The following is a 22,660-nucleotide window of genomic DNA, read 5'->3' on the forward strand; positions in this document are numbered from 1 at the left end:
CCCCCCCCCTCTCTCCCCCCCCCCCCCCCCCCCCCCCCCCCCCCCCCCCCCCCCCCCCCCCCCCCCCCCCCCCCCCCCCCCCCCCCCTCCCCCCCGCCAGCGTGCGGCGCCGCCCGGCGCCGCCGACAACGACGGAGGTATCCGATGCCGTACGCCATGATCACCTTCCGGGTGAAACCCGGGCACGAAGAGGAGCTCGCCGAGCTCTTCGGCGACTCCCCGCCCCTGGAGTCGCCCGTCGTCACCGACGAGCACGGCGAGGAGACCGCCCGGCTGCTCGGCACGGGGGTCTTCGTCAAGGACGACGTGCTCGTACGGCTCATCCACTACCAAGGCGACTTCGCCGGCATCGCCCGGCACCTGGCCTCCCAGCGGCACGTGCACACCATCGAGAAGGGCATCGTGCCCTTCCTCGCCGACGCGCGCGACACCGGCACCACCGAGGGCTTCGCGGCGTTCTTCCGCGACGCGATGATGCGCTGCGTCACGCAGTCGTCCAGCGAGACGCACGCGACCCCGCTGTGAGGCCGGCCAGGGCGTGCGCGGCAGGACCCGCACGCCCGGCCGGCGGTCGCGGGCGGTACGCACCTCTCCCGGGACCGCCCCCACGCACCCGGCGGCGCGAATGGAGCAGACCATGTCCCATGACGACGGCATCGACGTATCGGAGGCCGTGGAGCGCGAGACCGCCGGCCTGCTGGCCCAGGCCGACCGGCTGGTGGAGGCCCTGGCCGCCCGCGCGGGCCTGGACGCGGCGCGCTTTCGCTGCCTGGCCGTGCTGCGCCGCCACAGCCCGCTGCCACTGAGGCGGCTGGCGGCGCTGAGCGGGCTCACCGAGCGGGAGGCCGCCGACGCGGCGTCCCGCATGGAGCGCGACGGCCAGGTGACGCTGCGCGCCCGGCGCGAGGACGGCGAGCCGGACGAGACGCGCGCCGGACGCGGCCACGGCGGCGCCCGGACCGCCCGGCGCGCCCAGGTGCTCGTCCGGCTGAACTCCGCCGCGGACCCCGCCTGCCTGGAACCGGCCCTGCGCGAGCTGCGCGAGGCCTGGTATCCGCTGGTCAGAGGCCGATGCGATGATCTGACGCTCGTCGCGGGGTTCATGGCGCGCAGTCGCAGGCTGACCGACCTGGTGGGCACCATGCGGCGACCACCCGAGCCCTTTACATTGTAGATTCCATGCCGCCGGTAGGATCGGCGCGTGGACGTCCCCGCCGTACCCGACGACGGCCTCGGCGCCGTCACGCCCGCGGGCGATCCCTACGTGGTCTACCTCGGCGCCCTGACGGGCGCCGAGTCCCGCCGCACGATGCGCGGCTGCCTCGACAGGGTCGCCCGCGTCATCACCGGCGATCCCGGCGCGACCGGCGCCGGGCAGCCCTGGCACCTGCTGCGCTACGAGCACACCGTGCGCATCCGGGCCATCCTCACCGAGCGGGGATGGTCGCCCGCCTACGTCAACAAGCACCTGGTGGCGCTGCGCCGGGTCATGCGCGAGGCCTGGCGGCTCGGCCTCATGACCGCCGAGGACTACCACCGCGCCGCCGACCTGCCCCCCCTGGCGCACACCCGGCTGCCGGCCGGGCAGCATGTCCCGCCGGAGGTCGCCGGGGCGGCGCTGGCCGCCTGCGACCACGACCCCTCCCCCGCCGGAGCCCGCGACGGCGCCCTGCTGGCCGTGCTGTACTCCACCGGCTGCCGCCGCGCGGAGGTCGCCGGGCTCGCCCTGGCCGACTACGATCCCGCCTCCCGGTCGCTGCGCGTGCGCGGCAAGCGCGACAAGGAGCGCCTGGTCTACCTGACCGCCGAGGCGGTGGCCCGCACCGAGGCCTGGCTGGCCGTGCGGGGACGAGACCCCGGGGCGCTGTTCTGCCCGATCAACAAGGCCGGCCGGCTGCGCGCCCCCGCCGGGCGCCCGGCGCCGATGACGGGGCAGGCGATCGCCGACATCGTCGGCCGCCGCCTGGCCGCCGCGGGCGCCGCCAAGCGCACCCCGCACGACTTCCGGCGCACCTTCATCGGCGAGCTGCTGGACGCCGGGGTCGACCTGGCCACCACGCAGGCGCTGGTCGGGCACGCCTCTCCGGTCACCACCGCGCGCTACGACCGCCGGCCCGAGAGCCGCCGCCGCGAGGCCGTCGACCGGCTGCGCATGCCGGACGCCCGTCCCCTGCGCCCGGGCGCGCCCTGACACCGCCCCCCGGTCCGTTCGATCCCGCCCATCAGCCGCCGGGGCCGTCGTGGTGTCCGCGGGCCGGCGCCGGCGTGCTCAGGCCTGACGGGCACGCCAGGCGGCGGCGTCCAGGCGGTAGAGCACGTGACGGCGCAGCGGGCTGCCCGGCTCCACCAACGGGTGGTCGAAGTCGTCTGCGGGGTCTCGCGTCATGCCGAGGCGGCGCATGACGGCCTGGGAGCGCAGGTTGGTGGTGCTGGTCATGGACACCACCTGTGTCAGGCCGGCCGGGCCGAAGGCGTGGTCCAGGCTCGCCGTCGCCGCCTCGGTGGCGTAGCCGTGCCCCCACGCCTTGCGGGCCAGCCGCCAGCCGACCTCGACCGCCGGGGTGAAGTGCGCCTCGAAGCGCGGAACCGCCAGGCCGGTGAACCCGACGAACTCGCCGCTGCCCGCGACCTCCACCGCCCACAGCCCGAACCCGTGCTCGTCGAAGCCGGCCATGATGCGCCCGGCCATCGCGTCGCTCTCCTGCCGGGTCAGCGGGGCGGGGAAGTGCTCCATCACCTCGGGGTCGGTGTTCAGCTCGGCGAAAGGCCGCAGATCGTCCTCGCGCCAGCGCCGCAGGATGAGCCGCTCGGTCTCCAGCATGGTCCCCATTGTGGCGCACGGACGTCCCACCCCCTTCCGCCCCGGGGCGCGGGGGCGCCGACCGGCCCTTTCGCGGGGGCGGAGCCGCCGCGGCCGAGGGGTCCAGGGGTCCCCCTGGAGCGGGACGGGGTTCGGCCACGCTGACCTCGCGGGTGTCACGAGTGTGCTTAACTGTAAGCAGCCGATGTGGTTTGTGTCCCCCGGGCCGCAATTACCGCCTTCACGGAATACCGTTCGGCTGGAGCCGTGTTGTGCCTCTCGCCGAGGAGGCGACCGCCACATCGGCCTAAACGAAGCGCCCCGCAAGCCAGCCTTGCGGGGCGCTTCGTTGTACCACGATGTAACAGTTTGTAGGCGGGCGTAACACAAGGTTGTCCATCTGGGCCGTATGGTGGGCATTGGCCGTCCGCACACCGGGAGAGTCCGTGCTGTATCGCCTCACAAAGATCGTCAGCAGTCCCTTCCTGCGCCTGTTGTGGCGCCCGGAGGTGACCGGCGCAGGGAACGTCCCCTCCTCGGGGGCCGCCATCCTGGCCTCCAACCACCTGTCCATCCTGGACTCGGTGTTCCTGCCGCTCATGCTGCCCAGGAAGGTGACCTTCGTCGCCAAGTCCGAGTACTTCACCGGCAACCGCCTGATGGCCATGTACATGCGCGGCACCGGCCAGGTGTCCATCGACAGGCAGAGCGCCGCCTCGGCGCAGGCGATGCTGGACACCGCCGTGCAGGTGCTCAAGGGCGGCGAGCTGTTCGGCATCTACCCCGAGGGCACCCGCTCCCCGGACGGCAGGCTGTACCGGGGCAAGATCGGCGTCGCCTGGCTGGCGCTCACCACGGGCGCGCCGGTGCTCCCGGTCGCCATGGTCAACACCGAGCGCGTGCTGCCTCCGGGGGCCTCGGTGCCGCGGCTGGCGAAGATCGGCATGCACATCGGCGAGCCGATGACCTTCACCGGCGACCCGGCCAGGGCCAAGGACCGCCGGGCGGTCACCGACGAGGTGATGGCGGCCATCCAGCGCCTGTCCGGCCAGGAGTACGTCCCGGCCTACGCCGCGAGCCTGAAGGAACAGGCCGCGCGGGCCGCCTGAGTCCCCCCGGGTTCCCGGTGAAGCGGTGAGCGCCCCCGGCCGGCCGCGCTAGGCTCGTCGCGACGTCCAGACACCGGGGGGTAAGGCGTGCCGCGCGGCCGTACCATCGCGATCACCTCCGCCGTCACCGTGCTGGCGGTGGGAGCCGCCGCCGGCGGCGCCTACTACGTGCTGCACACCAGGGGCAGCGCCGAGCAGACCGCGAGCGGTTTCGCCGCGGCCTGGTCACGAGGCGACCTGGCGGCCATGAAGGCCGACCTGGCGGCGCAGGCGCCCGGTTTCGACGCCGCCTACGCCGAACCGGCCCGGGCCCTCGGGGCCGAGAAGGTCGCGGTCCGGCTCGGCACGGTGACCCCGGCCGGCGACGACCGCGCCAAGGCCGCCTACACGGCCACCATGACGCTGAAGGACATCGGCGAGTGGACCTACACCGGCTCCCTGGACCTGGTGGTGAAGGACCACTACTGGAAGGTCGCCTGGAGCCCGGCCGCCGTGCACCCGGCGCTCACCGGCTCCACCCACCTGGCGCTGAAGACGACCTGGCCCGAGCGCGCCGCCATCGAGGACGCCTCCGGCGCCCGCATCGACACCGGGGACGCCGGCGGCTCGGTGCAGCAGCTGGTGGGCTACCTCGACAAGGCCACCGCCAAGGACGTCGCCAAGCTGGGCTCCTCGTACAAGGCCGGCGACGCGGTGGGCAGGGGCGGGCTGCAGGAGACCTTCCAGCGGAGCCTCGCCGGCGTGCCCACCACGGCCATCACCGTGGTCGACGGGTCCAACAAGGCCGTCAAGACGCTGAAGACCATCGAGGGCTCGCCCGGCTCACCCGTGCGCACCACCCTCGACCCGGCCGTGCAGCGGGCCGCCGTCGAGGCCGTGCGCGACCTTTCCAAGCCGGCCTCGCTGGTCGCGATCAGGCCCGCCAGCGGCGAGATCCTCGCCGTGGTGAACAACCGCGGCGGGTTCAACCGCGCCCTGGACGGGCGCTACCCTCCGGGGTCGACGTTCAAGACCGTCACCGCCGCCGGCCTGCTCGCCGAGGGCCTCACCCCCGGCTCGAAGGTCACCTGCCCCAAGAAGGCCAGCGTCGGCGGGCTGTCGATCCGCAACTCCGACCACGAGTCGTTCGGCTCGCTGAGCTTCCTGGACGCCTACGCCCACTCGTGCAACACCACCTTCGCCCCGCTGGCCGCGCGCCATCTGAGCGGCGGCAAGCTGTACGAGGTGGCCTCCTCCATGGGGTTCAACCAGCCGCTGTCCATCGGCGTCCCGGCCACCAAGGGCAGCATGCCCAAGCCGACCAGCGAGGCCGACCTGGCGGCCGAGTCCTTCGGGCAGGGCCGCATCACCGCCAGCCCGCTGGTGATGGCGACGGTCGCCGCCGCGGTGGCCGACGGCACCTGGCGCCCGCCGACGCTGGTGCCCTCGATCAAGCAGAAGACCGAGCCGCACGCGCTGCCCGAGACGGTGACGGGCCCGCTTCGCACGATGATGTCGGCGGTGGTCACCAAGGGCACCGCCAGGAACGCCGGGCTGCCCAAGGGCACGGCGGGCAAGACGGGCACCGCCGAGTTCGGCACCGGGCCCAAGCTCGACTCCCACGCCTGGTTCATCGGCTTCCGCGGCGACGTGGCGTTCGCCGTGGTGGTGGAGGCGGGCGGCATGGGCGGCGAGGTGGCCGCCCCGGCCGCCGCCCGTTTCCTGCGCGGCCTGCCGGACTGACCCGCCCGCCGCGCGGCGGCGGAGACGCCCCGCGCGCACCCGCACGCCGCGGCATCCGGCCTCATGGCACGGCGGGGCGAGCGGGAGGGACATGACGGCCCGCACGGCGGGACGCGGGCGTGCCGGGCGGCGAGGCCCGGACGTCACATCGGCAGGGCCGCGGCGTCGTGGCGGAAGACCATGATCAGCAAGGTGGCGATCAAGGTGGCGATCAGCAGCCAGCTCACGAGAATGATGATCGTCGATCGGCTGGGACGGCGCCGGCCCCGGCCGGGCTCGGCGGCGCGCCTGCGCCGCTGGGTCTCCCTGCGCTCGACGCGCTCGTTGAACGACTCAAGCCGGGCGGCGAGTCGCGGATCCTCGTCGGTGAGGTAGTTCTCGATCTGGGCAAGCATTCGCTCCTCGTCCTGCGACCAGGCCATGCCGCACCTCCCGGCGACGCAAGCGGTGTGCCGACGTTCTGCCCAACCACGAAGATCTTTAGCCGTTTCGAGGGCTCCTTTTTGCCGCCACTTTGACGCGGTTGCGATCTGCGTCGAATGCCTGTTCTAATCAAGGCATGCGCTGGGACAACCTGCGCCTGACCGACGCCGGCCAGGCGCCCGCCGAGGCGCCGCTGTTCGCCCGCGGCGCGGTCGTCAGGAGCTTCGACACCCCCGAGTTCCGCGGCATGACCTTCTACGAGATCCATGCCCGCTCGATCGTCAACCGAGTGCCCGCGGCCTCCCATGTCCCGTTCGAGTGGACGGTCAACCCCTACCGCGGCTGCTCGCACGCCTGTGTCTACTGCTTCGCGCGCAAGACCCACACCTACCTCGACCTCGATTCCGGGCACGACTTCGATTCCAAGATCGTGGTGAAGGTCAACGCGGCCGAACTGCTGCGCAGAGAGCTGGCCGCGCCGCGCTGGGGCGGCCACCCCATCGCCATGGGCACCAACGTCGACTGCTACCAGCGGGCCGAGGGCCGCTACCGCCTGATGCCGGGCATCATCGCCGCGCTGCGCGACGCCCGCAACCCGTTCTCCGTCCTCACCAAGGGCTCGCTGATCCTGCGCGACCTCGACCTGCTGGCCGAGGCCGCCGAGGTGACCGAGGTGTCCACCGCCCTGTCGATCGGGTTCGTGGACGACGAGCTGTGGCGCTCGGTCGAGCCGGGCACGCCCCGCCCGGCCGCCCGGCTGGAGGCCTGCGCGGCGCTCACCGGGCGCGGCCTGCCGTGCGGGGTGCTGATGGCGCCGATCCTGCCCTATCTCAGCGACTCGCCGCGGGCGCTGGCGGCCGCCGTGGCGCAGATCGCCGAGGCCGGCGCCACCCACATCGTGCCGATCGTGCTGCACCTGCGGCCGGGCGCCCGCGAGTGGTTCCTCGGCTGGCTGGGCCGCGAGCATCCCCGCCTGGTGCCGCGCTATCTGGAGCTGTACGGGCGCGGCGCCTACGCGCCGAAGGCCTACCAGGCGCGGGTCGCGCGGCAGGTCCGCGAGCTGGCGCTGCGCGCGGGGGTCGGCCGCTCCGCCACGGCGGCCGCCCGCGGCGTCCGGCCCCCGGCCCCGGCGGCGCCGCCCGCCGGGCCGCAACAGCTCACCCTGCTCTGAAAACTGTGAGCGGTCTGTCCCATCAACAGCTATACGACCTATATGGGTGATTGGCTCCGCTGTTGGGTATTTACCGCGCGGGATGCGTCGAATATGACGCATTGTCGGTACAAGACTCCGTGAGATACAGGGGGAACCATGGCCGGAGCAGCGCGGAAGAAGTCCAACAAGGCCACTGGAAAGGCCAAGAAGGCCGCCATCAAGGCCACGCGCGAGACCAAGCAGAATAAACGCGAAGAAGAGGACCGGCGCGCGGCCGGGCCCGACGAGACCCGGTGACCACCGCGATGTTCCCCACCGGGCGGAACGGCGCCAGGCCTAGGTAGGACGCCCGGGTGACAGCCCTGATCAGGCGCCCGCCGCCCGCCGCCGGGCCCGGCGGCGCGCTCGCCGGCGGTGTCCGGCCCGCACCCGGGGCGGCGCCGCCGGACGGACCGGCTCCGGACAACGGCGCCGGCGGTCTCGACGCGGCGGGCCCGGGTGCCTGATCATGGGAGGCCCACCCGAACGCGAGGATCGATGTCCGTGTACGTGCGCTTCCCCACCATCTTCGGCGAGGTCGTCGTCTTCGCCGCCGAAGACGACCTGTGGATGGTGTCCGCCGACGGAGGAAGGGCCTTCCGCCTGACCGCCGGCGTCGCCGAGGCCGGCTATCCCCGTTTCTCCCCCGACGGCGCCAAGCTCGCCTTCGTGGGCCGGGAGGAGGGCCCCGAGGAGGTGTACGTCATGCCCGCCGAAGGCGGGGCCGCCCGGCGGATGACCTACGACGGGGCGCTGTGCACGGTCACCGGGTGGGACCCCTCCGGCGCGATCATCTACGCCAGCGACGAGGGCCAGCCGTTCGACCGGCGCAAGTGGCTGCACCGCGTCGACGCCGACGGAGTGGCCCGCCGCCTGCCCTACGGGCCGGCCAACTCCATCTCCTACGGCCCGGGCGGCGCCATCGTGCTCGGCCGCAACACCGCCGACCCCGCGCGCTGGAAGCGCTACCGCGGGGGCACCGTCGGCGACCTGTGGATCGACCGCGAGGGCGACGGCACGTTCACCCGCCTGATCTCCCTGGCGGGCAACCTGGCGTCGCCGTGCTGGGCCGGCGAGCGGGTGTACTTCCTGTCCGACCACGAGGGCATCGGCAACGTCTACTCCTGCACGCCCGGCGGCCAGGACCTGCGGCGGCACACCGACCACACCGACTACTACGCGCGCAACCTGGCCTGCGACGGCACGCGGCTGGTCTACCACGCGGCGGCCGAGCTGTACGTGCTGGACCCCGAGGAGGGCGAGTCGCGGCGGGTGGAGGTGCGCCTGGGCAGCTCGCGCACCCAGCGCAACCGCCGGTTCGTCCCCGCCGCCTCTTATCTGGACAGCGCCCGGCTCTCCCCCGACGGCAGCGGCCTGGCGATCACCACGCGCGGCAAGGCGTACTCCTTCGGCGGCTGGGAGGGGCCGGTGCGCCAGCACGGCGAGCCGGACGGCGTGCGCTACCGCCTGCTCACCTGGCTCGGGGACGGCAGGCGCCTGGTGGCCGCGGCCAGCGACGACGGCGACCGCGAGGTGCTGGTCGTGCTGACCGCCGACGGCAGCGCCGCGCCGGAGCGGCTGGCGGAGTTGGACACCGGGCGGGCCATCGGCCTGGAGGTCTCGCCGGCCGCCGACAAGATCGCGGTGACCAACCACCGCAACGAACTGCTGATCGTCGAACTCCCCCCGGCGGAGACCGCCCTGCCCGCGACCTCCCCAGCGGCGGCCGAGGCCGGGGCCGCGTCCAGACAGGCCGGACCCGCGACAGGCGAGGCCGGGGCCGTGGCAGGCGACGCCGGGGGCGCGGCGGGCGAGGCCGGGGCCGCGGCGGCCCTCACGGTAGCGGCCGGTGAGGCGGGGCGAGGGACGGAGCCCGCGTCAGGGGCGCCGGCGACCGTGGCGGCGCAGGACGCGCCGGGGCAGGGCGCCGCGGTGTCGGGAGAGGCCTTGACGGCCGGACCCGGCACGGCCGGCGGGGCCGCGCCCGTCGCGGCGCCGGGCGCATCCACCGGGACGGCGGAGGGCGCCGGAACCGCAGGCGAGGCCACGACGGCCTCCGGCGCGACCGCGCCGGAGGCGGGCGCGTCCGCGACCGGCACGGGCGGCACGGGGACGCGGGCCACGATGACCGTCGTCGACAGCAGCCGGTTCGGCCGCATCGAGGACGCCGTGTGGTCGCCCGACGGCCACTGGCTCGCCTACACCTGCCCCGACACCGCGCAGACCACGGCCATCAAGCTGTGCCGGGTCGCCACCGGCGAGACCTACCGTGCCACCCGGCCGGTGCTGCGCGACAGCAGGCCCGCCTTCGACCCCGAGGGCCGGTACCTCTATTTCATCGGGCAGCGGGTCTTCAACCCCGTCTACGACTCCCTGCAGTTCGACCTGGGCTTCCCGCTCGGCACCCGGCCGTACGCCATCACGCTGCGGTCCGGCGTCGGCTCCCCGTTCGTGCCGGAACCCCGCCCGCTGTCGGGGGACGCCTCGGCCGGCAAGGAGTCCTCCGCCGCCGGGAACGGCGCGCACGACGCCGGGCACGGGGACGGCGAGGAACACGGCCGGGCCGACGGCGACCAGGACGCGCCCGCGGACGACGAGGACGACGAGACGCCGCCGCTGGAGATCGAACTGGAGGGCATGGAGCGGCGGGTCGTCGCCTTCCCGGTGCCCGAGGGCCGCTACGACCGCGTGGCCGGCACCAAGGACAAGGTGCTGTTCACCTCCTTCCCCGTGGAGGGCAGCCGGGGCGACGAGTACGTCCCCGAGCCGGGCTCGGGAATCCTGCAGGCCTACGACCTGGTCAAGCAGAAGTGCGACACCCTCGCCTCCGACGTCGGGGACTTCCGCCTCGGCCAGGACGGCACGACGCTGCTCTACCGCTCAGGGCGGCGGCTGCGCGTGATCAAGGCGGGCGAGAACGCGCCCGACGACGACGCCCCGGGCCGCGCGTCCGGATGGATCGACCTGAACCGGGTCAAGGTGTCGGTCTGCCCGGAGGCCGAGTGGCGGCAGATGTTCCGCGAGGCCTGGCGGCTGCAGCGGGAGAACTTCTGGGTGCAGGACATGGCCGGCATCGACTGGGACGGGGTCTACGAGCGCTATCTGCCGCTGGTCGACCGCGTCGGCACCCGCGGCGAGTTCTCCGACCTGCTGTGGGAGCTGCTGGGCGAGCTCGGCACCTCCCACGCCTACGAGAGCGGCGGCGAGTACCGTCCCCGCCCGCACTACTGGCAGGGCAAGCTGGGCGTCGACTGGGTCTACGCCGACGGCGTGCACACCATCGCCCGCATCGTCGCCGGCGACCCCTGGGACCCGGAGGCCACCTCGCCGCTCAACCGCCCCGGCCTGGACGTGCGGGCCGGCGACGCGGTGCTGGCGATCAACGGGCAGCCGGTGGGGGCCGCGGCCGGCCCGGCCCGGCTGCTGGTCAACCAGGCCGACCAGGAGGTCGAGCTGACGATCAGGCGCGGCGACGGGCCGGCGAGGACGGTGACCGTCAAGGCCGTCTCCGACGAGCAGCCGGCCCGCTACCGCGACTGGGTGGAGGCCAACCGTGCCCGCACCCACGAGCGGACCGGCGGCAGGGTCGGCTACCTGCACATCCCCGACATGGGCCCCGACGGCTACGCCGAGTTCCACCGCGGTTTCCTGGCCGAGTACGACCGCGAGGGGCTGGTGGTCGACGTCCGCTTCAACGGCGGCGGCCACGTCTCCGGGCTGCTGCTGCAGAAGCTGGCGCGGCGGCGGCTCGGCTACGACTTCCCGCGCTGGGGAGTGCCCGAGCCCTATCCCGCCGAGTCGCCGCGCGGCCCGCTGGTCGCGGTCACCAACGAGTGGGCCGGCTCCGACGGCGACATCTTCAGCCACACGTTCAAGCTGCTCGGGCTCGGTCCGCTGATCGGCAAGCGCACCTGGGGCGGGGTGATCGGCATCTGGCCCCGTCACCGGCTGGCCGACGGCACGTTGACCACCCAGCCGGAGTTCTCCTTCGCCTTCGACGACGTCGGCTGGCGGGTGGAGAACTACGGCACCGACCCCGACATCGAGGTCGACATCACCCCGCAGGACTACGCGCGGGGCGTGGACACCCAGCTGGAGCGCGCGATCGACGTCGCCATGGAACGCCTGGCGCAGTCCCCGCCGCACACCCCCAACCCCGCCGACCGCCCCCGCCTGGGCGCGCCCATGCTCCCACCGCGCGCATGATCTCCGGGGGGCGCACAGTCCCCGGGAGCGAGGCGGGCACAGGTCGCGGTCCGCGACCGGCGCGTCCCGGCCTCCCTGTCACCGGCGTCCCTCACCGCTCATCCCGGTGAACGCAGGTCCGTCAGACCAGCGCCGCCCCTGCGAAACTTTCAGCACCGGGCGGATCGTGAGCGGTGCGACACGGCGTGGTCAGAGCCGGTGAGGCGGGCGCGCCGGAGGAAGCGGCGGGGAGGAGGGACTCGGGGCCCTTGACGAGGCAGGCGAGGTGCTGTGTGATGCGCGGGCCACCCCCTTCGGGCACCCGAATCAGAGGACCTTCGGCGCCCGGACCGCTGTTAGCGCTAACAACGATCTAGCGGCGTCCGAGGCTGAACGCCTATGTTCCGCGGTGAAGTGGACATCACGGCCGTCCACCGTGATGTTAGCGCTAACGTTCAGCGAGAGAGGCTCCCCATGATCCTCCGAAACTGGAAAAAGGCGGCCGTGACGGGCGTCGGCGTGCTGCTCGCCGTCGCCGGGCTGGCCGGCTCCGGTACCGCCCAGGCCGCGACGTCGCAGCCCTGCGACATCTACGCCTCGGGGGGCACGCCCTGTGTCGCGGCGCACAGCACGACCCGCGCGCTGTACGGCGCCTACAACGGCTCGCTTTACCAGGTGCGGCGCGCTTCGGACAACACCACGCGCGACATCGGCGTGCTGAGCGCGGGCGGGGTGGCCAACGCCGCCACCCAGGACTCGTTCTGCTCCGGCACGACCTGCTTGATCACCATCATCTACGACCAGTCCGGACGGGGTAACCATCTCACCCAGGCGCCTCCCGGCGGGTTCTCCGGTCCGGCCGCGGGTGGCTACGACAACCTGGCCAACGCGACCGCGGCGCCGATCATGGTGGGCGGGCAGAAGGCCTATGGCGTGTACGTGAACCCGGGCACCGGCTACCGCAACAACCGGACCTCGGGCATCGCGACCGGGGACCAGCCGGAGGGCATGTACGCCATCTTCGACGGCACCCACTACAACGGCGGCTGCTGTTTCGACTACGGCAACGCCGAGACCAACAGCCGTGACAACGGCAACGGCACGATGGAGGCCATCTACTTCGGCAACATCAAGGTGTGGGGCTACGGCGCGGGCAACGGCCCGTGGATCATGGCCGACCTGGAGAACGGCCTGTTCTCCGGCGTCAACCAGCGCTACAACGCCAATGACCCCTCCATCAGCCACCGGTTCCTGACCGCCATCATCAAGGGCGAGCCCAACCACTGGGCCATCCGGGGAGGCAACGCCCAGTCCGGCGGCCTGTCCACCTTCTACAACGGAGTACGGCCCAACGTGTCGGGCTACAACCCGATGAAGAAGGAAGGGGCCATCATCCTCGGCATCGGCGGCGACAACAGCATCGGCGCCGCCGGCACCTTCTACGAGGGCGTGATGACCTCCGGATACCCGACCGACGCCACTGAGGACGCCGTTCAGGCCAACATCACCTCTGCCGGGTATGCGGTGTCGAGCGGCGGAGGCGGGCAGAACGTCCAGATCGTGGGCGGCCAGTCCGGCCGGTGCGTCGACGTGCCCAACAGCAGCACCACCAACGGCACCCAGGCGCAGATCTGGGACTGCGGCAGCGGCGTCAACCAGCGGTTCACCTACACCTCCGGCAAGCAACTGCAGGTGTACGGCAACAAGTGCCTGGACGCCAGCGGACGGGGCACCACCAACGGCACCCAGGTGATCATCTGGGACTGCAACGGCCAGACCAACCAGCAGTGGAACGTCAACTCGAGCGGCACCATCACCGGAGTGCAGTCCGGGCTGTGCCTGGACGCCAACGGAGCGGCCACGGCCAACGGCACCAAGATCATCCTGTGGTCCTGCAACGGCGGAACCAACCAGCAATGGAGCCTGCGCGGCTGACCCGTCAGGCCAGGCCGATTCGGCGAGGACGCCACCAGCGTCACGCAGACCGGCGAAAGCCGCACATCTCGCGAAACCCCAGCTGGACGTCATCCCATGGCGCCCGGCCGGGGCGGCGCGCGGGACCGCTCACCGCACACGCCCCACCGGCCGGGCGCCGCCCGCAGGGTCAGCCCGACGTCACAGCGGCGAAGTAGGCATCAGCACCTGCTCCGCCCGGCCGGTCCTGAGGCTCTCGTGACCTGAACTCGCGCCGGCCCGGCGACCCTCACACCCGGGGGCCGCCGCCCGCGGACAGGCACGGCGCGCACATCGGCACCTCGGCCAGGCCGTTGGCCGGCGACTCGTGGGGATGGGTGTCGGCGGTCATGCCCTCACAGATGCCCGCCTGACCACCGTGCCTGGTGCCGCACAGGCAGAGGCAGGGGCTGAGGCCGTCCGCTCGTCTTTACATTGTAGATCAACAGTGCCCCCCTGGGTGGGACTTCTGTACCGGCGGGGAGCGGATCGCCGTTCCTACCAGCGGGTCCCGCCGATCTTTAACGTCGTGGGCATGAACGCGAACGCCGTTTCCCTCACCGAGGTGACCAAGAGCTTCGGGACGGTCCGGGCCGTGGACGGGCTGACCCTCGACATCCCGCAAGGCCAGACGCTGGCCCTGCTCGGCCCCAACGGCGCGGGCAAGTCGACCACGATCGGCGTGCTGCTCGGCCTGACCGTCCCGGACGGCGGGCGGGTGAGCGTCTTCGGCGGCGCCCCCCAGGCGGCCGTCCGGGCCGGCCGTCTGGGCGCGATGCCGCAGGAGGGCGGCCTGATCCCCCGGGTGACGGTGCGCGAGCTGATCGGCTTCGTCGCCGGCGCCTACGCCGCTCCCCTGCCCGTGGCCGACGTGCTCGCCGGCGCCCGGCTCACCGACCTGGCCGACCGCCGGGTGGACAGGCTGTCGGGCGGCCAGGCCCAGCGGGTGCGTTTCGCCCTCGCCCTCGCCGGGGACCCCGACCTGATCATCCTGGACGAGCCCACCGCGGCGCTCGACGTGGAGGCCAGACGGGAGTTCTGGGACGGCATGCGCCGCCACGCCGACCGGGGCAAGACGATCCTGTTCTCCACGCACTACCTGGAGGAGGCCGACGAGCACGCCGACCGCGTCGTGGTGATCGACCGGGGCCGGGTGGTCGCCGACGGCTCCAGCAGGGAGATCAAGCGCGCGGCCGCGCTCACCAGGGTGAGCCTGACGATCGACGGCGAGACCCGGTGGCTGTCGCGCCTGCCGGGCGTGACCGCGGTCGAGGTCCGCGGGCGGCGCGCCCACCTGCGCAGCAGTGACTCCGACGCGACCGTGATGGCGCTGGCCGAGGCCCGCGCCGTGCGCGACCTGGAGGTCTCCCCTGCCGACCTCGAAGACGCCTTCGTCGCCCTCACCGGCCGGCGCCCGGCCACCACCGGCCCGGCCGCCCATGACGCCGCCGCCCGCCACCTCACCGCCGGCGGCGCCTCCTCTGCGGCGCCCGCCGCCGTCCCCTCCGCCGCCGCACCCTCCCCCGCCCGTCCGGCCACCGAAGAAGGCGCTTTGTGATGCTCGGCTACGTCCGCCTCGAACTGCTCCGCGTCCTGCGGGACGTCACCTATCTCATCTTCGGCGTCGCGATGCCCGTCGTGATGTATCTGATCTTCACCAACCTCGGCCTCATCCCCGGCGACGAGAAGCAGGCCGCGCTGTTCGTCATGGTCAGCATGGCCGCCTACGGGGGCATGGGCGCGGCCTTCAACAACGGCACCGGGCTCGGCGAGGACAAGGCGCTCGGCTGGCTGCGTCAGCTGCGGCTCACGCCGCTGGCCCCCGCGACCGTGGTGGCAGGCAAGACGATCACGGGGATGGTCGTCGTGGTGCCGGCGATCGCCGCGATCCTGGCCGCCGGCACGCTGATCAACCACGTCTCCCTCGGACCGGGCCAGTGGGTGTCGATCACCGCCCTGCTGTGGGCGGGCACGCTGCCCTTCACGCTGTTCGGCCTGGGCAACGGCTACCACCTCACCGGGCAGTCGGCGGGCGTCGCCAACTTCGCCGCGAGCATGAGCCTGGCCGTCGCCGGCGGCCTGTGGATCCCGGTCGACCGCTTCCCCGGCTGGCTGAAGGGCGTCGCGGAGTGGACGCCCACCCACAACTACGCCGACCTGTCATGGCATGTCGCCTTCGGCCAGGCCCCCTCCCCGCGTTCGGTGCTCGTCCTGCTGGGCTGGCTGGCGGTCTTCGCCGCCTACGCGGTGCACGGCTACCGCCGCGCCGGCCGCACCACGTGAAACACCGGTTAGGTTGTGCCGATGAGCGAGCGGTGTCCTCCCCGTCCGGACGGCCCTGCCGGCCCCGACTTCGCGGCGCAGGGCCCTGACGCCAAGGGGTTCTCCTTCTGGCTGGTCCTGCTGGCCGGCCCGCTGTGGCAGGTGGTCAGCGGACAGGCCCGGCCGCTGTGGCTCGCGATCCCGGGCCTGGCGGCCGTGGCCGCGCTGTACCTGTGGACGGTCAGGCTCGGTTTCACCGCGCCCCGCCGGGCCGAGCGCGGACCGCTGCCGGCGCTGGGAGCGCTGACCGTGGTACTCGTCCTGACGCTGCACGACTCCTGGTACACGCTGTTCCCGCTGTTCGCCATCGCCTGCGGGGTCGCCGTCAAGGGACTCGGCAGGGTGGCCGCGGTGCTCGCGGTGACCATCGCCGTGGCCTGCGGCGTCTCGGTGGCTCCCGGCGGCGTCGCCACCGTCCAGGGCGCCGACTGGGGCGGGCTGCTGGCGCTGGCCTGGGGCACCTTCACCGCCGGCCTCGTCCCGGCGATCATGCTGAAGCTGTTCGAGGTGATCGGCCAGCTGAGAGAGACCCGCGAGGAGCTGGCCAGGACGGCCGTGGCGGAGGAGCGGCTGCGCTTCTCCCGCGACCTGCACGACCTGCTGGGCCACACCCTCTCGGTGATGGTCGTCAAGGCCGAGGCCGTGCGCCGGGTGCTGCCGGGGGACGTGGCGGCCGCCGCCGAGCAGGCCCGCGACATCGAGCGCATCGGGCGCGAGGCCCTGCAGGAGGTGCGCACCGCGGTCAGCGGGTACCGGGGCCGAGGTCTGGCCGCTGAGGTGGAGTCGGCGCGCACCGTCCTCGGCGACGCCGGAGTGCGCCTGGCCACGCGCATGCCGGTGGCCGAGCTGCCGCCGGAGATCGACGCGCTGCTCGGCTGGGCGGTGCGCGAGGGCGTGACGAACCTGATCCGCCACAGCGGGGCGCACGCCTGCGAGATCGATCTCAGCGTGGGCGACAATGGCACGGTGCTGGAGATCCGCGACGACGGCCGGGGCGGCGCCCGCCGGCCCCGTGACGGCAACGGGCTGAGCGGCCTGCGCGAGCGGGTGACGGCGGCCGGAGGCCTCCTGGACACCGGCGACGTGCCCTCCGGCGGCTTCCACCTCCGCGTGACCCTCCCCGGAGAGTCCTCGTGAACGGCCCCCGCCCGCCGGCCCCCGGGGTGATCCGGGTGCTGCTGGCCGAGGACCAGGGCATGATGCGCGGAGCGCTCGCCCTGCTGCTCGGCCTGGAGGAGGACATCGAGGTGGTGGCCCAGGTGGCCGCGGGGGACCAGGTCGTCGCCGCGGCGCTGGAGCACCGGCCCGACGTGGCGCTGCTGGACATCGAGATGCCCGGCCGCGGCGGGCTTGACGCCGCCGCCGACCTGCGCGAGCGCCTCCCGTCCTGCCGGGTGCTGATCCTGACGACCTTCGGCAGGCCCGGGTACCTGCGCAGGGCCATGGAGGCCGGCGCCTACGGCTTCATGGTCAAGGACGGGCCGGTGGAGGAGCTGGCCTCGGCCGTGCGGCGCGTCCTGGCCGGCGAGCGCGTGATCGACCCGGCGCTCGCGGCGGCGGCGCTGAGCACCGGGCCGAGCCCGCTGACCGACCGCGAGCGCGATGTGCTGACCGCGGCCGCCGACGGCGCGACCATCGCCGACATCTCCCGGCGGCTCCACCTGTCGGAGAGCACCGTGCGCAACTACCTGTCGTCCGCCATCGGCAAGACCGGCACCCGCAATCGCATCGAGGCGGCCGCCGCCGCCCGCCACAACGGCTGGCTGTAGTACCGCCCGCGGGCGAGCCGGCGCCGAGTTCGCGGGAGCGACGAGCCCCGGGACGGCGACTCGGTGGCGGGGTGCGAACGTGCCGCTGTGAGGTGGTGCGGGCCCGCCGGCGCCGGGGCCTCCGACGACTCCGCGGGCGAGCGGGCGGAAGGGGCGCGACTGGCGGCACGGCCGGGCGGCGGTGCATGGTCGGATCATGCACCCATCCCCCTCGGCGCGCCTGGCCGGCGCGCCCACCTCTGAGGACCTTCGTGCCGCCCGCCGCCTGGTCCGCGCCCACCTGGCCCCGACGCCGGTCGACGCCGGGGCGGGCACGGCGGACGACCCGTCGCTGAAGCTGGAGAGCCTCCAGCCCACCGGGTCCTTCAAGGCGCGCGGGGCGCTGGCCGCCCTGGCCGCCGCTCCCCCGGAACGGCCGGTCGTCACGGCGTCCGCGGGCAACCACGCCCTCGGCCTGGCGTTCGCCGCCCGTGCCCTCAGGCGGCGGGTCACCGTCGTGGTGCCCGCGAACGCCTCCCCCGCCAAGGTGGAACGGCTGCGCCGGCCGGAAGTGGACCTGGTCCAGACGGGCGCCCGTTTCGACGACGCCGAGGCGCACGCGCGCCGGCTCGCCCGCGACGGCGCCCACTACATCTCCGCCTACAACGACCTTCGCGTCATCGCGGGCCAGGCGACCATCGGCCCCGAACTGGACGCGCAGCTGGGCGCGCCGGAGGGGCCGCTGACGGTGGTGTGCGGGGTCGGGGGCGGCGGCCTGGCCGCCGGTCTCGGGCTGTGGGCGGCGGGCCGCCCGGGAGTGCGCGTCGTCGGCGTCGAGGCCGCCGCCTCCACCGCGCTGTCCGCGTCCGTCGCCGCGGGCCGGCGGGTGCCCGTCCAGGTGGGGCCGACCCTGGCCGACGGCCTGGCCGGCAACATCGAGCCGGACTCGGTCACCGTCGGCCTGGTCGCGCGGCACGTCCACCACCTCGTCACCGTCACCGAGCCCGAGTTGCACGCCGCGATGCGCTATCTGGCCGCAGAACGGGGCCACGTCGCCGAAGGCGCCGGGGCCGCGGCCGTCGCGGCGCTGATCTTCGGGAAGGTCGAACCACACGGGCGCATGGTGGCGGTGGTCTCGGGCCGCAACATCACCCTGGACGCCCTGGCGGCCGTGCTCGCCGCGCCGTCGGCCGGTTCGCCCGGCGCGCAGGGGTCACCTTCCGGCCGTGCCGGTCGCTGAGCGGGACAGGGCGCGCGGGTCGGGGGTGGCGGGCTGGGGCGTGGGGCCGGGGCCGGAGGTCAGGGTCTCCGGGGACGAGGGCGAGCGTTCCCAGGCGAAACCGTGCGGGAAGGTCGCGCGGGCGAGGGCGCGCTGGCCGTCGGCGTTGGGGTGGAAGTAGTCCCACTTGCTGATGTGGTCGAGGGTGAACGGGTAGGCGAACACCGCTCCCTCGTCGGAGCGGCACCCCGGGCCGTAGGCGGCGCACGCCTGCCGCATCGCCTCGTTGTAGTCCTGGACGCGCTCTCTGACCCGGTCGCGGCGGGCCTTGTCCTTCTTGGCGGTGGAGGCCGCGTTGGCCAGCATCGCCGGGCAGATGCGGCCGAGCGCCCAGAACGAGCGGGCCACCAGGTCGTCCTTGCCGATGCGCCACAGTCGCTTGACGTCGGGAATGCTGGCGACGAACACCTTGACGCCGGTGGGGGCGAGCACGGCCAGCGCCCGGTCGACGCGGGCGCGGTAGGTGGAGACCGGCGTCATGCGCGCCTCGCTGGACACGCAGGCGTCCTGCGCGCCGATCAGGATGGTGACGTAGGCGGCCTTGGCGGCCACGGCCTTGTGCGCCTGCCCGGCGAGGTCGGCGCTGGTGGAGCCGGCGACGGCGAAGTTGAGGTTGTGGCCCTTGACCGCCTGGCCGAAGCCGAGCAGGCGCAGGTAGTGGCTGTTCACCGAGGGGTGGTCCCCGGCCGACCACGACCGGGAGGTGCACGCGACGTACCAGCCGCAGGCGTTGAAGCCCGCGCTGATCGAGTCGCCCAGCGCCGCCATGACCGGCGGCACCTGCTCGGCCGCGGCCGGGACGGCCGTGCCGGGCACGCACACCGCCGCGGCGGCGAGAACGAGCGCGATCTTGCGGACCATGTCCACCTCCACCTGGAACGATCCATCCCGGCCGGGGAGATCGACAACCAAAGGTAGAGATCGGCATGGGGGCGCTCTATTACCTGCGGGGAACGCGTTGCTACCGTTGACCGAGTTTCTATCGCGGCTTGACAATCCGGGCCGCGCATGTAGACGCCGATGACGCGTGATCACCCGGGAGGGGCGGGGGCCTTGATGCGGGACCCGATGTCGAACGTGTTCAGTTTCCGCATAAGGTGGGCAGAGTGAGTGTCGCGCTCGGGATAACCCGCCCCCCGCTGGTTCGCACCATCCCCATCGATCACCCTGGAGATCTGGTCGCGCGACTGCCACAGGCTCCCCCCTACGCCTGGGTCCACCGCGGCGAGGGCCTGGTCGCCTGGGGCGAGGCGGCCCGGGTGACGGTGCCGCCCGGCCCCGGCCGCTTCGACTGGGCCAGGGCGTGGCTGGCGACGGCGTTCGGCGAGGCGCACGTCCACGACGACGTGCACGTCCCGGGGTCCGGGCCGGTCGCGTTCGGCTCGTTCACCTTCGACCCCGACTCCCCCGGCTCTGTACTGGTGATCCCGCGGGTCGTGCTCGGCCGCAGGAACGGCCGCGCGTGGCTGACCACGATCGGCGAGGCGCCGATGGAGCTGATGGCGCCGGGCGGCTCCCCCGGCCGCGTCGTCTACGGTGACGGCTCGCTGACCGCGCCCGAGTGGCAGCACGCCGTGGGCCGCGCGGTCGGCGAGATCAGGTCCGGACGGCTGGAGAAGGTCGTGCTCGCCCGCGACCTGGTCGCCACCGCCGAGCGGGACATCGACGTGCGCCTGCTGCTCGAACGGCTGGCCACCGCCTATCCCGACTGCTACACCTTCTCCTGCGCGGGCCTGGTGGGCGCCACTCCCGAGCTGCTGGTGCGGCACACCGGCAAGGCCGTCGAGTCGCTGGTGCTCGCCGGCACCACCTACCGAGGGGCCGGCCCGGCCGAGGACCGCGCCCAGGCCGCGGCCCTGTTCGCCTCCAGCAAGGACCGGCACGAGCACGCCTGCGCGGTCGCCTCCGTCCGCGAGGCGCTCACCCCGCTGTGCGCCTCGCTCACCGTGCCCGACGAGCCTGAGCTGCTGGTGCTGCCCAACGTGCAGCACCTGGCGAGCCGGGTGCGCGGCCGGCTGGCGGACGGCGCGTCGGTGCTCGACGTGGTGGCCGCCATGCACCCGACGGCGGCCGTCGGCGGCACGCCGACCGGCGTCGCGCTGGAGGTGATCCGCGAGCTGGAGGGCATGGACCGCGGCGGGTACGCCGGCCCGGTCGGCTGGATCGACGGCCGCGGCGACGGCGAGTGGGGCATCGCCCTGCGCTGCGCCCAGATCGACGGGCGCCGGGCGCGGCTGTTCGCCGGCTGCGGCATCATGGGCGACTCCGACCCGGCCGCCGAGCTGGCCGAGGCCCAGGCCAAGTTCCGCGTCATGCGCTACGCCCTGGAGGGCTGAGCGCCGCCCACGGCTCTGCCTTCCAGGCCTCCGGCGGCGGCGCCGTCCGAGGGCGGCCGAAGACCTTGCCGCTCACCGGTGCGGACGGCGTCGCGGGGCTGACGGGCGGGCGCCACGGGGTCGATATTTGTCAGGACATTCTGATGTCCGCTAGCCTCGTTCCAAAGCGATCAGTGACGGAGCCGGGAGACTGCATGGGCACTCGACTCGACATCGACCTCGATCGCTCCAGCCCGGTGCCGCTCTACTTCCAGGTGGCCGAGCAGATCGCCGAGGCGATCCGCCGGGGCGACCTGCCGCCCGGGTCGCGCCTCGACAACGAGATCCTGCTCGCCGACCGGCTGGGGCTGTCGCGGCCGACCATCCGCCAGGCCATCCAGTATCTGGTGGACAAGGGCCTGCTCGTGCGCAAGCGCGGCGTCGGCACACAGGTGGTGCACGGCCAGGTGAAGCGCACGGTCGAGCTGACCAGCCTGTACGACGACCTGCGCAGGGCCGGGCAGGAGCCCACCACCAAGGTGATCTCGCTGCATCCGGTCGGCGCCGACGATGAGATCGCCGCCGTCCTCGGCGTGCCGGCGGGCACCGAGGTGCTACGCCTGGAACGGGTGCGTTACGCCGCCGGTGAGCCGCTGGCCCTGCTGCACAACTGGCTGCCCGCGGGTCTAGGGCCGCTGACCGCGCAGGCCCTGGAGGAGCGCGGCCTGTACGAGCTGCTGCGCTCGGCCGGGGTGCGCATGCGGGTGGCCAACCAGCGCATCGGCGCCCGCGCGGCCACCGTCGGGGAGGCGCGGCTGCTTGATGAGCGCCGGGGGGCGCCGCTGCTGACGATGGTGCGCACGACCTACGACGACCAGGGCAGGGCCGTCGAGCACGGCTCCCATGTCTACCGGGCCTCGCACTACTCGCTGGAGGTCACGCTGATCGAGCGCTGAGCCGCCGGCTCGCCGGCCTCCGTGACTCGGCCGGCGCGGCGCTTGATGTACAGCGTGGTGCAGCAGCCGAACAGCACGGCCACGACCAGGCCGACCCAGCTGAACCCCTTGAGCCAGCGCTCGGCGACGATGCCCAGGTAGTAGATGACCGCGGTGGTGCCGCCCGCCCAGGTGATGCCGCCGAGCACGTTGGCGACCAGGAACCGCCAGTAGGGCATGCGCAGCGCCCCCGCGAGCGGACCGGCGAGGATGCGCAGCAGCGCGATGAAGCGGCCGAAGAACACCGCCCACATGCCCCACCGGTCGAAGGCCTTCTCGGCCTTGGCGATGTGGGCGGAGCCGAAATGCTTCGGGAAGCGCCTGGCCAGGCGGTCGAACAGGGGCTGCCCGCCCTTGCGGCCGATGGCGTAGCCGATGGAGTCGCCGATGATGGCCCCGGCGCTGGCGCACGCCCCCACCCACACCGGGCTGACGGCGTGCTGCGCCGACAGCAGCGCCGCGCTGACCAGGACGACCTCGCCCGGCAGCGGGATGCCGAGACTCTCGACGCCGATCACCACGCCCACGATGACGCAGATCCACAGCGGCGGGATCGCCATGAGCCATTCCTCGACATGCATGGCTCACACCTTATGCGGTGAGATGCCGTCGCTTTG

20 protein-coding genes are annotated in these 22,660 nt (G+C 73.5%); 16 read left to right on the top strand and 4 right to left on the bottom strand.

All coding sequences use genetic code 11. The annotated features are described in order from the left end of the window. Positions 1-144: 144 nt before the first annotated feature. The 3 genes from ACZ6QO_RS25595 to ACZ6QO_RS25605 all read left to right on the top strand — a co-directional run bounded on the left by ACZ6QO_RS25595 (position 145) and on the right by ACZ6QO_RS25605 (position 2,191). Positions 145-525 carry a SchA/CurD-like domain-containing protein gene (locus ACZ6QO_RS25595; RefSeq protein WP_465854139.1) on the top strand — a complete coding sequence of 127 codons (381 nt, stop codon included), beginning with the start codon at positions 145-147 and terminating at the stop codon, positions 523-525. Positions 526-637: 112 nt separating this feature from the next. Then, positions 638-1,174 (top strand): hypothetical protein, encoded by a 537-nt coding sequence (locus ACZ6QO_RS25600; protein ID WP_465854140.1) that lies wholly within the window; start codon positions 638-640, stop codon positions 1,172-1,174. 27 nt (positions 1,175-1,201) lie between these two features. After that, entirely contained in the window at positions 1,202-2,191 is a 990-nt protein-coding gene (locus tag ACZ6QO_RS25605; protein ID WP_465854141.1) for a tyrosine-type recombinase/integrase, read from the top strand. Positions 2,192-2,269: 78 nt separating this feature from the next. Here the strand turns inward: ACZ6QO_RS25605 and ACZ6QO_RS25610 are convergent, their stop codons facing one another. Next, positions 2,270-2,821, bottom strand: a complete 552-nt coding sequence (locus ACZ6QO_RS25610) for a GNAT family N-acetyltransferase (protein WP_465854142.1) — start codon at positions 2,819-2,821, stop codon at positions 2,270-2,272. Between the two features lie 425 nt (positions 2,822-3,246). Between ACZ6QO_RS25610 and ACZ6QO_RS25615 the strand changes: the two genes are divergently transcribed. Continuing rightward, positions 3,247-3,909, top strand: a complete 663-nt coding sequence (locus ACZ6QO_RS25615; protein ID WP_465854143.1) for a lysophospholipid acyltransferase family protein — start codon at positions 3,247-3,249, stop codon at positions 3,907-3,909. 87 nt (positions 3,910-3,996) lie between these two features. After that, entirely contained in the window at positions 3,997-5,631 is a 1,635-nt protein-coding gene (locus ACZ6QO_RS25620; RefSeq protein WP_465854144.1) for a penicillin-binding transpeptidase domain-containing protein, read from the top strand. 143 nt (positions 5,632-5,774) lie between these two features. On the opposite strand, the gene ACZ6QO_RS25625 is transcribed toward ACZ6QO_RS25620, so the two are convergent. Next, positions 5,775-6,053 (bottom strand): DUF3040 domain-containing protein, encoded by a 279-nt coding sequence (locus tag ACZ6QO_RS25625; protein ID WP_465854145.1) that lies wholly within the window; start codon positions 6,051-6,053, stop codon positions 5,775-5,777. Positions 6,054-6,190: 137 nt separating this feature from the next. On the opposite strand from ACZ6QO_RS25625, the gene ACZ6QO_RS25630 reads away from it, so the two are divergent. From ACZ6QO_RS25630 to ACZ6QO_RS25670, 9 genes are all read left to right on the top strand, one after another. Beyond that, positions 6,191-7,225, top strand: a complete 1,035-nt coding sequence (locus tag ACZ6QO_RS25630; RefSeq protein WP_465854146.1) for an Rv2578c family radical SAM protein — start codon at positions 6,191-6,193, stop codon at positions 7,223-7,225. A gap of 138 nt (positions 7,226-7,363) precedes the next feature. After that, entirely contained in the window at positions 7,364-7,504 is a 141-nt protein-coding gene (locus ACZ6QO_RS25635; RefSeq protein WP_465854147.1) for a hypothetical protein, read from the top strand. 240 nt (positions 7,505-7,744) lie between these two features. Further along, on the top strand, positions 7,745-11,452 hold the full coding sequence (locus ACZ6QO_RS25640) for a S41 family peptidase (protein ID WP_465854148.1): 3,708 nt from the start codon (positions 7,745-7,747) through the stop codon (positions 11,450-11,452). A gap of 453 nt (positions 11,453-11,905) precedes the next feature. Beyond that, positions 11,906-13,366 (top strand): arabinofuranosidase catalytic domain-containing protein, encoded by a 1,461-nt coding sequence (locus ACZ6QO_RS25645; protein ID WP_465854149.1) that lies wholly within the window; start codon positions 11,906-11,908, stop codon positions 13,364-13,366. A gap of 553 nt (positions 13,367-13,919) precedes the next feature. Further along, the gene (locus ACZ6QO_RS25650; protein WP_465854150.1) at positions 13,920-14,942 is read left to right on the top strand and encodes an ABC transporter ATP-binding protein; all 1,023 of its coding nucleotides are present in this window, start codon (positions 13,920-13,922) and stop codon (positions 14,940-14,942) included. Continuing rightward, the gene (locus ACZ6QO_RS25655; RefSeq protein ID WP_465854151.1) at positions 14,942-15,667 is read left to right on the top strand and encodes an ABC transporter permease; all 726 of its coding nucleotides are present in this window, start codon (positions 14,942-14,944) and stop codon (positions 15,665-15,667) included. The genes ACZ6QO_RS25650 and ACZ6QO_RS25655 overlap by 1 nt, the downstream gene beginning before the upstream one ends. Positions 15,668-15,688: 21 nt before the next feature. After that, on the top strand, positions 15,689-16,843 hold the full coding sequence (locus tag ACZ6QO_RS25660) for a sensor histidine kinase (RefSeq protein WP_465854152.1): 1,155 nt from the start codon (positions 15,689-15,691) through the stop codon (positions 16,841-16,843). Positions 16,844-16,869: 26 nt separating this feature from the next. Then, positions 16,870-17,475: a response regulator gene (locus ACZ6QO_RS25665; protein ID WP_465854307.1), complete on the top strand. Its 606-nt coding sequence runs from the start codon at positions 16,870-16,872 to the stop codon at positions 17,473-17,475. Positions 17,476-17,671: 196 nt separating this feature from the next. Continuing rightward, complete coding sequence (locus ACZ6QO_RS25670; protein ID WP_465854153.1) at positions 17,672-18,694, top strand: pyridoxal-phosphate dependent enzyme; 1,023 nt, start codon at positions 17,672-17,674, stop codon at positions 18,692-18,694. Here ACZ6QO_RS25670 and ACZ6QO_RS25675 read toward each other — a convergent pair. After that, complete coding sequence (locus ACZ6QO_RS25675; protein WP_465854154.1) at positions 18,668-19,606, bottom strand: SGNH/GDSL hydrolase family protein; 939 nt, start codon at positions 19,604-19,606, stop codon at positions 18,668-18,670. The two genes, ACZ6QO_RS25670 and ACZ6QO_RS25675, sit on opposite strands and share 27 nt — an antisense overlap. Positions 19,607-19,839: 233 nt before the next feature. Between ACZ6QO_RS25675 and ACZ6QO_RS25680 the strand changes: the two genes are divergently transcribed. Together ACZ6QO_RS25680 and ACZ6QO_RS25685 are read left to right on the top strand one after the other, a co-directional pair. Continuing rightward, positions 19,840-21,069, top strand: a complete 1,230-nt coding sequence (locus ACZ6QO_RS25680) for an isochorismate synthase (RefSeq protein WP_465854155.1) — start codon at positions 19,840-19,842, stop codon at positions 21,067-21,069. A 194-nt stretch (positions 21,070-21,263) separates the two neighbouring features. Next, positions 21,264-22,004 carry a GntR family transcriptional regulator gene (locus ACZ6QO_RS25685; RefSeq protein ID WP_465854156.1) on the top strand — a complete coding sequence of 247 codons (741 nt, stop codon included), beginning with the start codon at positions 21,264-21,266 and terminating at the stop codon, positions 22,002-22,004. Here the strand turns inward: ACZ6QO_RS25685 and ACZ6QO_RS25690 are convergent. Continuing rightward, entirely contained in the window at positions 21,971-22,624 is a 654-nt protein-coding gene (locus ACZ6QO_RS25690) for a DedA family protein (protein ID WP_465854157.1), read from the bottom strand. The two genes, ACZ6QO_RS25685 and ACZ6QO_RS25690, sit on opposite strands and share 34 nt — an antisense overlap. Between the last annotated feature and the right edge of the window lie 36 nt (positions 22,625-22,660).

It is taken from the genome of Sphaerisporangium sp. NPDC049457, assembly GCF_055586705.1.

What these genes read in the sequence shown, in the direction of transcription:
- ACZ6QO_RS25595 (WP_465854139.1), top strand. Translation starts at nt 145, where the DNA reads ATGCCGTACGCCATGATCACCTTCCGGGTGAAACCCGGGCACGAAGAG.
- ACZ6QO_RS25600 (WP_465854140.1), top strand. Translation starts at nt 638, where the DNA reads ATGTCCCATGACGACGGCATCGACGTATCGGAGGCCGTGGAGCGCGAG.
- ACZ6QO_RS25610 (WP_465854142.1), bottom strand. Translation starts at nt 2,821, where the DNA reads ATGCTGGAGACCGAGCGGCTCATCCTGCGGCGCTGGCGCGAGGACGAT.
- ACZ6QO_RS25625 (WP_465854145.1), bottom strand. Translation starts at nt 6,053, where the DNA reads ATGGCCTGGTCGCAGGACGAGGAGCGAATGCTTGCCCAGATCGAGAAC.
- ACZ6QO_RS25630 (WP_465854146.1), top strand. Translation starts at nt 6,191, where the DNA reads ATGCGCTGGGACAACCTGCGCCTGACCGACGCCGGCCAGGCGCCCGCC.
- ACZ6QO_RS25635 (WP_465854147.1), top strand. Translation starts at nt 7,364, where the DNA reads ATGGCCGGAGCAGCGCGGAAGAAGTCCAACAAGGCCACTGGAAAGGCC.
- ACZ6QO_RS25640 (WP_465854148.1), top strand. Translation starts at nt 7,745, where the DNA reads ATGTCCGTGTACGTGCGCTTCCCCACCATCTTCGGCGAGGTCGTCGTC.
- ACZ6QO_RS25645 (WP_465854149.1), top strand. Translation starts at nt 11,906, where the DNA reads ATGATCCTCCGAAACTGGAAAAAGGCGGCCGTGACGGGCGTCGGCGTG.
- ACZ6QO_RS25650 (WP_465854150.1), top strand. Translation starts at nt 13,920, where the DNA reads ATGAACGCGAACGCCGTTTCCCTCACCGAGGTGACCAAGAGCTTCGGG.
- ACZ6QO_RS25655 (WP_465854151.1), top strand. Translation starts at nt 14,942, where the DNA reads ATGCTCGGCTACGTCCGCCTCGAACTGCTCCGCGTCCTGCGGGACGTC.
- ACZ6QO_RS25660 (WP_465854152.1), top strand. Translation starts at nt 15,689, where the DNA reads ATGAGCGAGCGGTGTCCTCCCCGTCCGGACGGCCCTGCCGGCCCCGAC.
- ACZ6QO_RS25670 (WP_465854153.1), top strand. Translation starts at nt 17,672, where the DNA reads ATGCACCCATCCCCCTCGGCGCGCCTGGCCGGCGCGCCCACCTCTGAG.
- ACZ6QO_RS25685 (WP_465854156.1), top strand. Translation starts at nt 21,264, where the DNA reads ATGGGCACTCGACTCGACATCGACCTCGATCGCTCCAGCCCGGTGCCG.
- ACZ6QO_RS25690 (WP_465854157.1), bottom strand. Translation starts at nt 22,624, where the DNA reads ATGCATGTCGAGGAATGGCTCATGGCGATCCCGCCGCTGTGGATCTGC.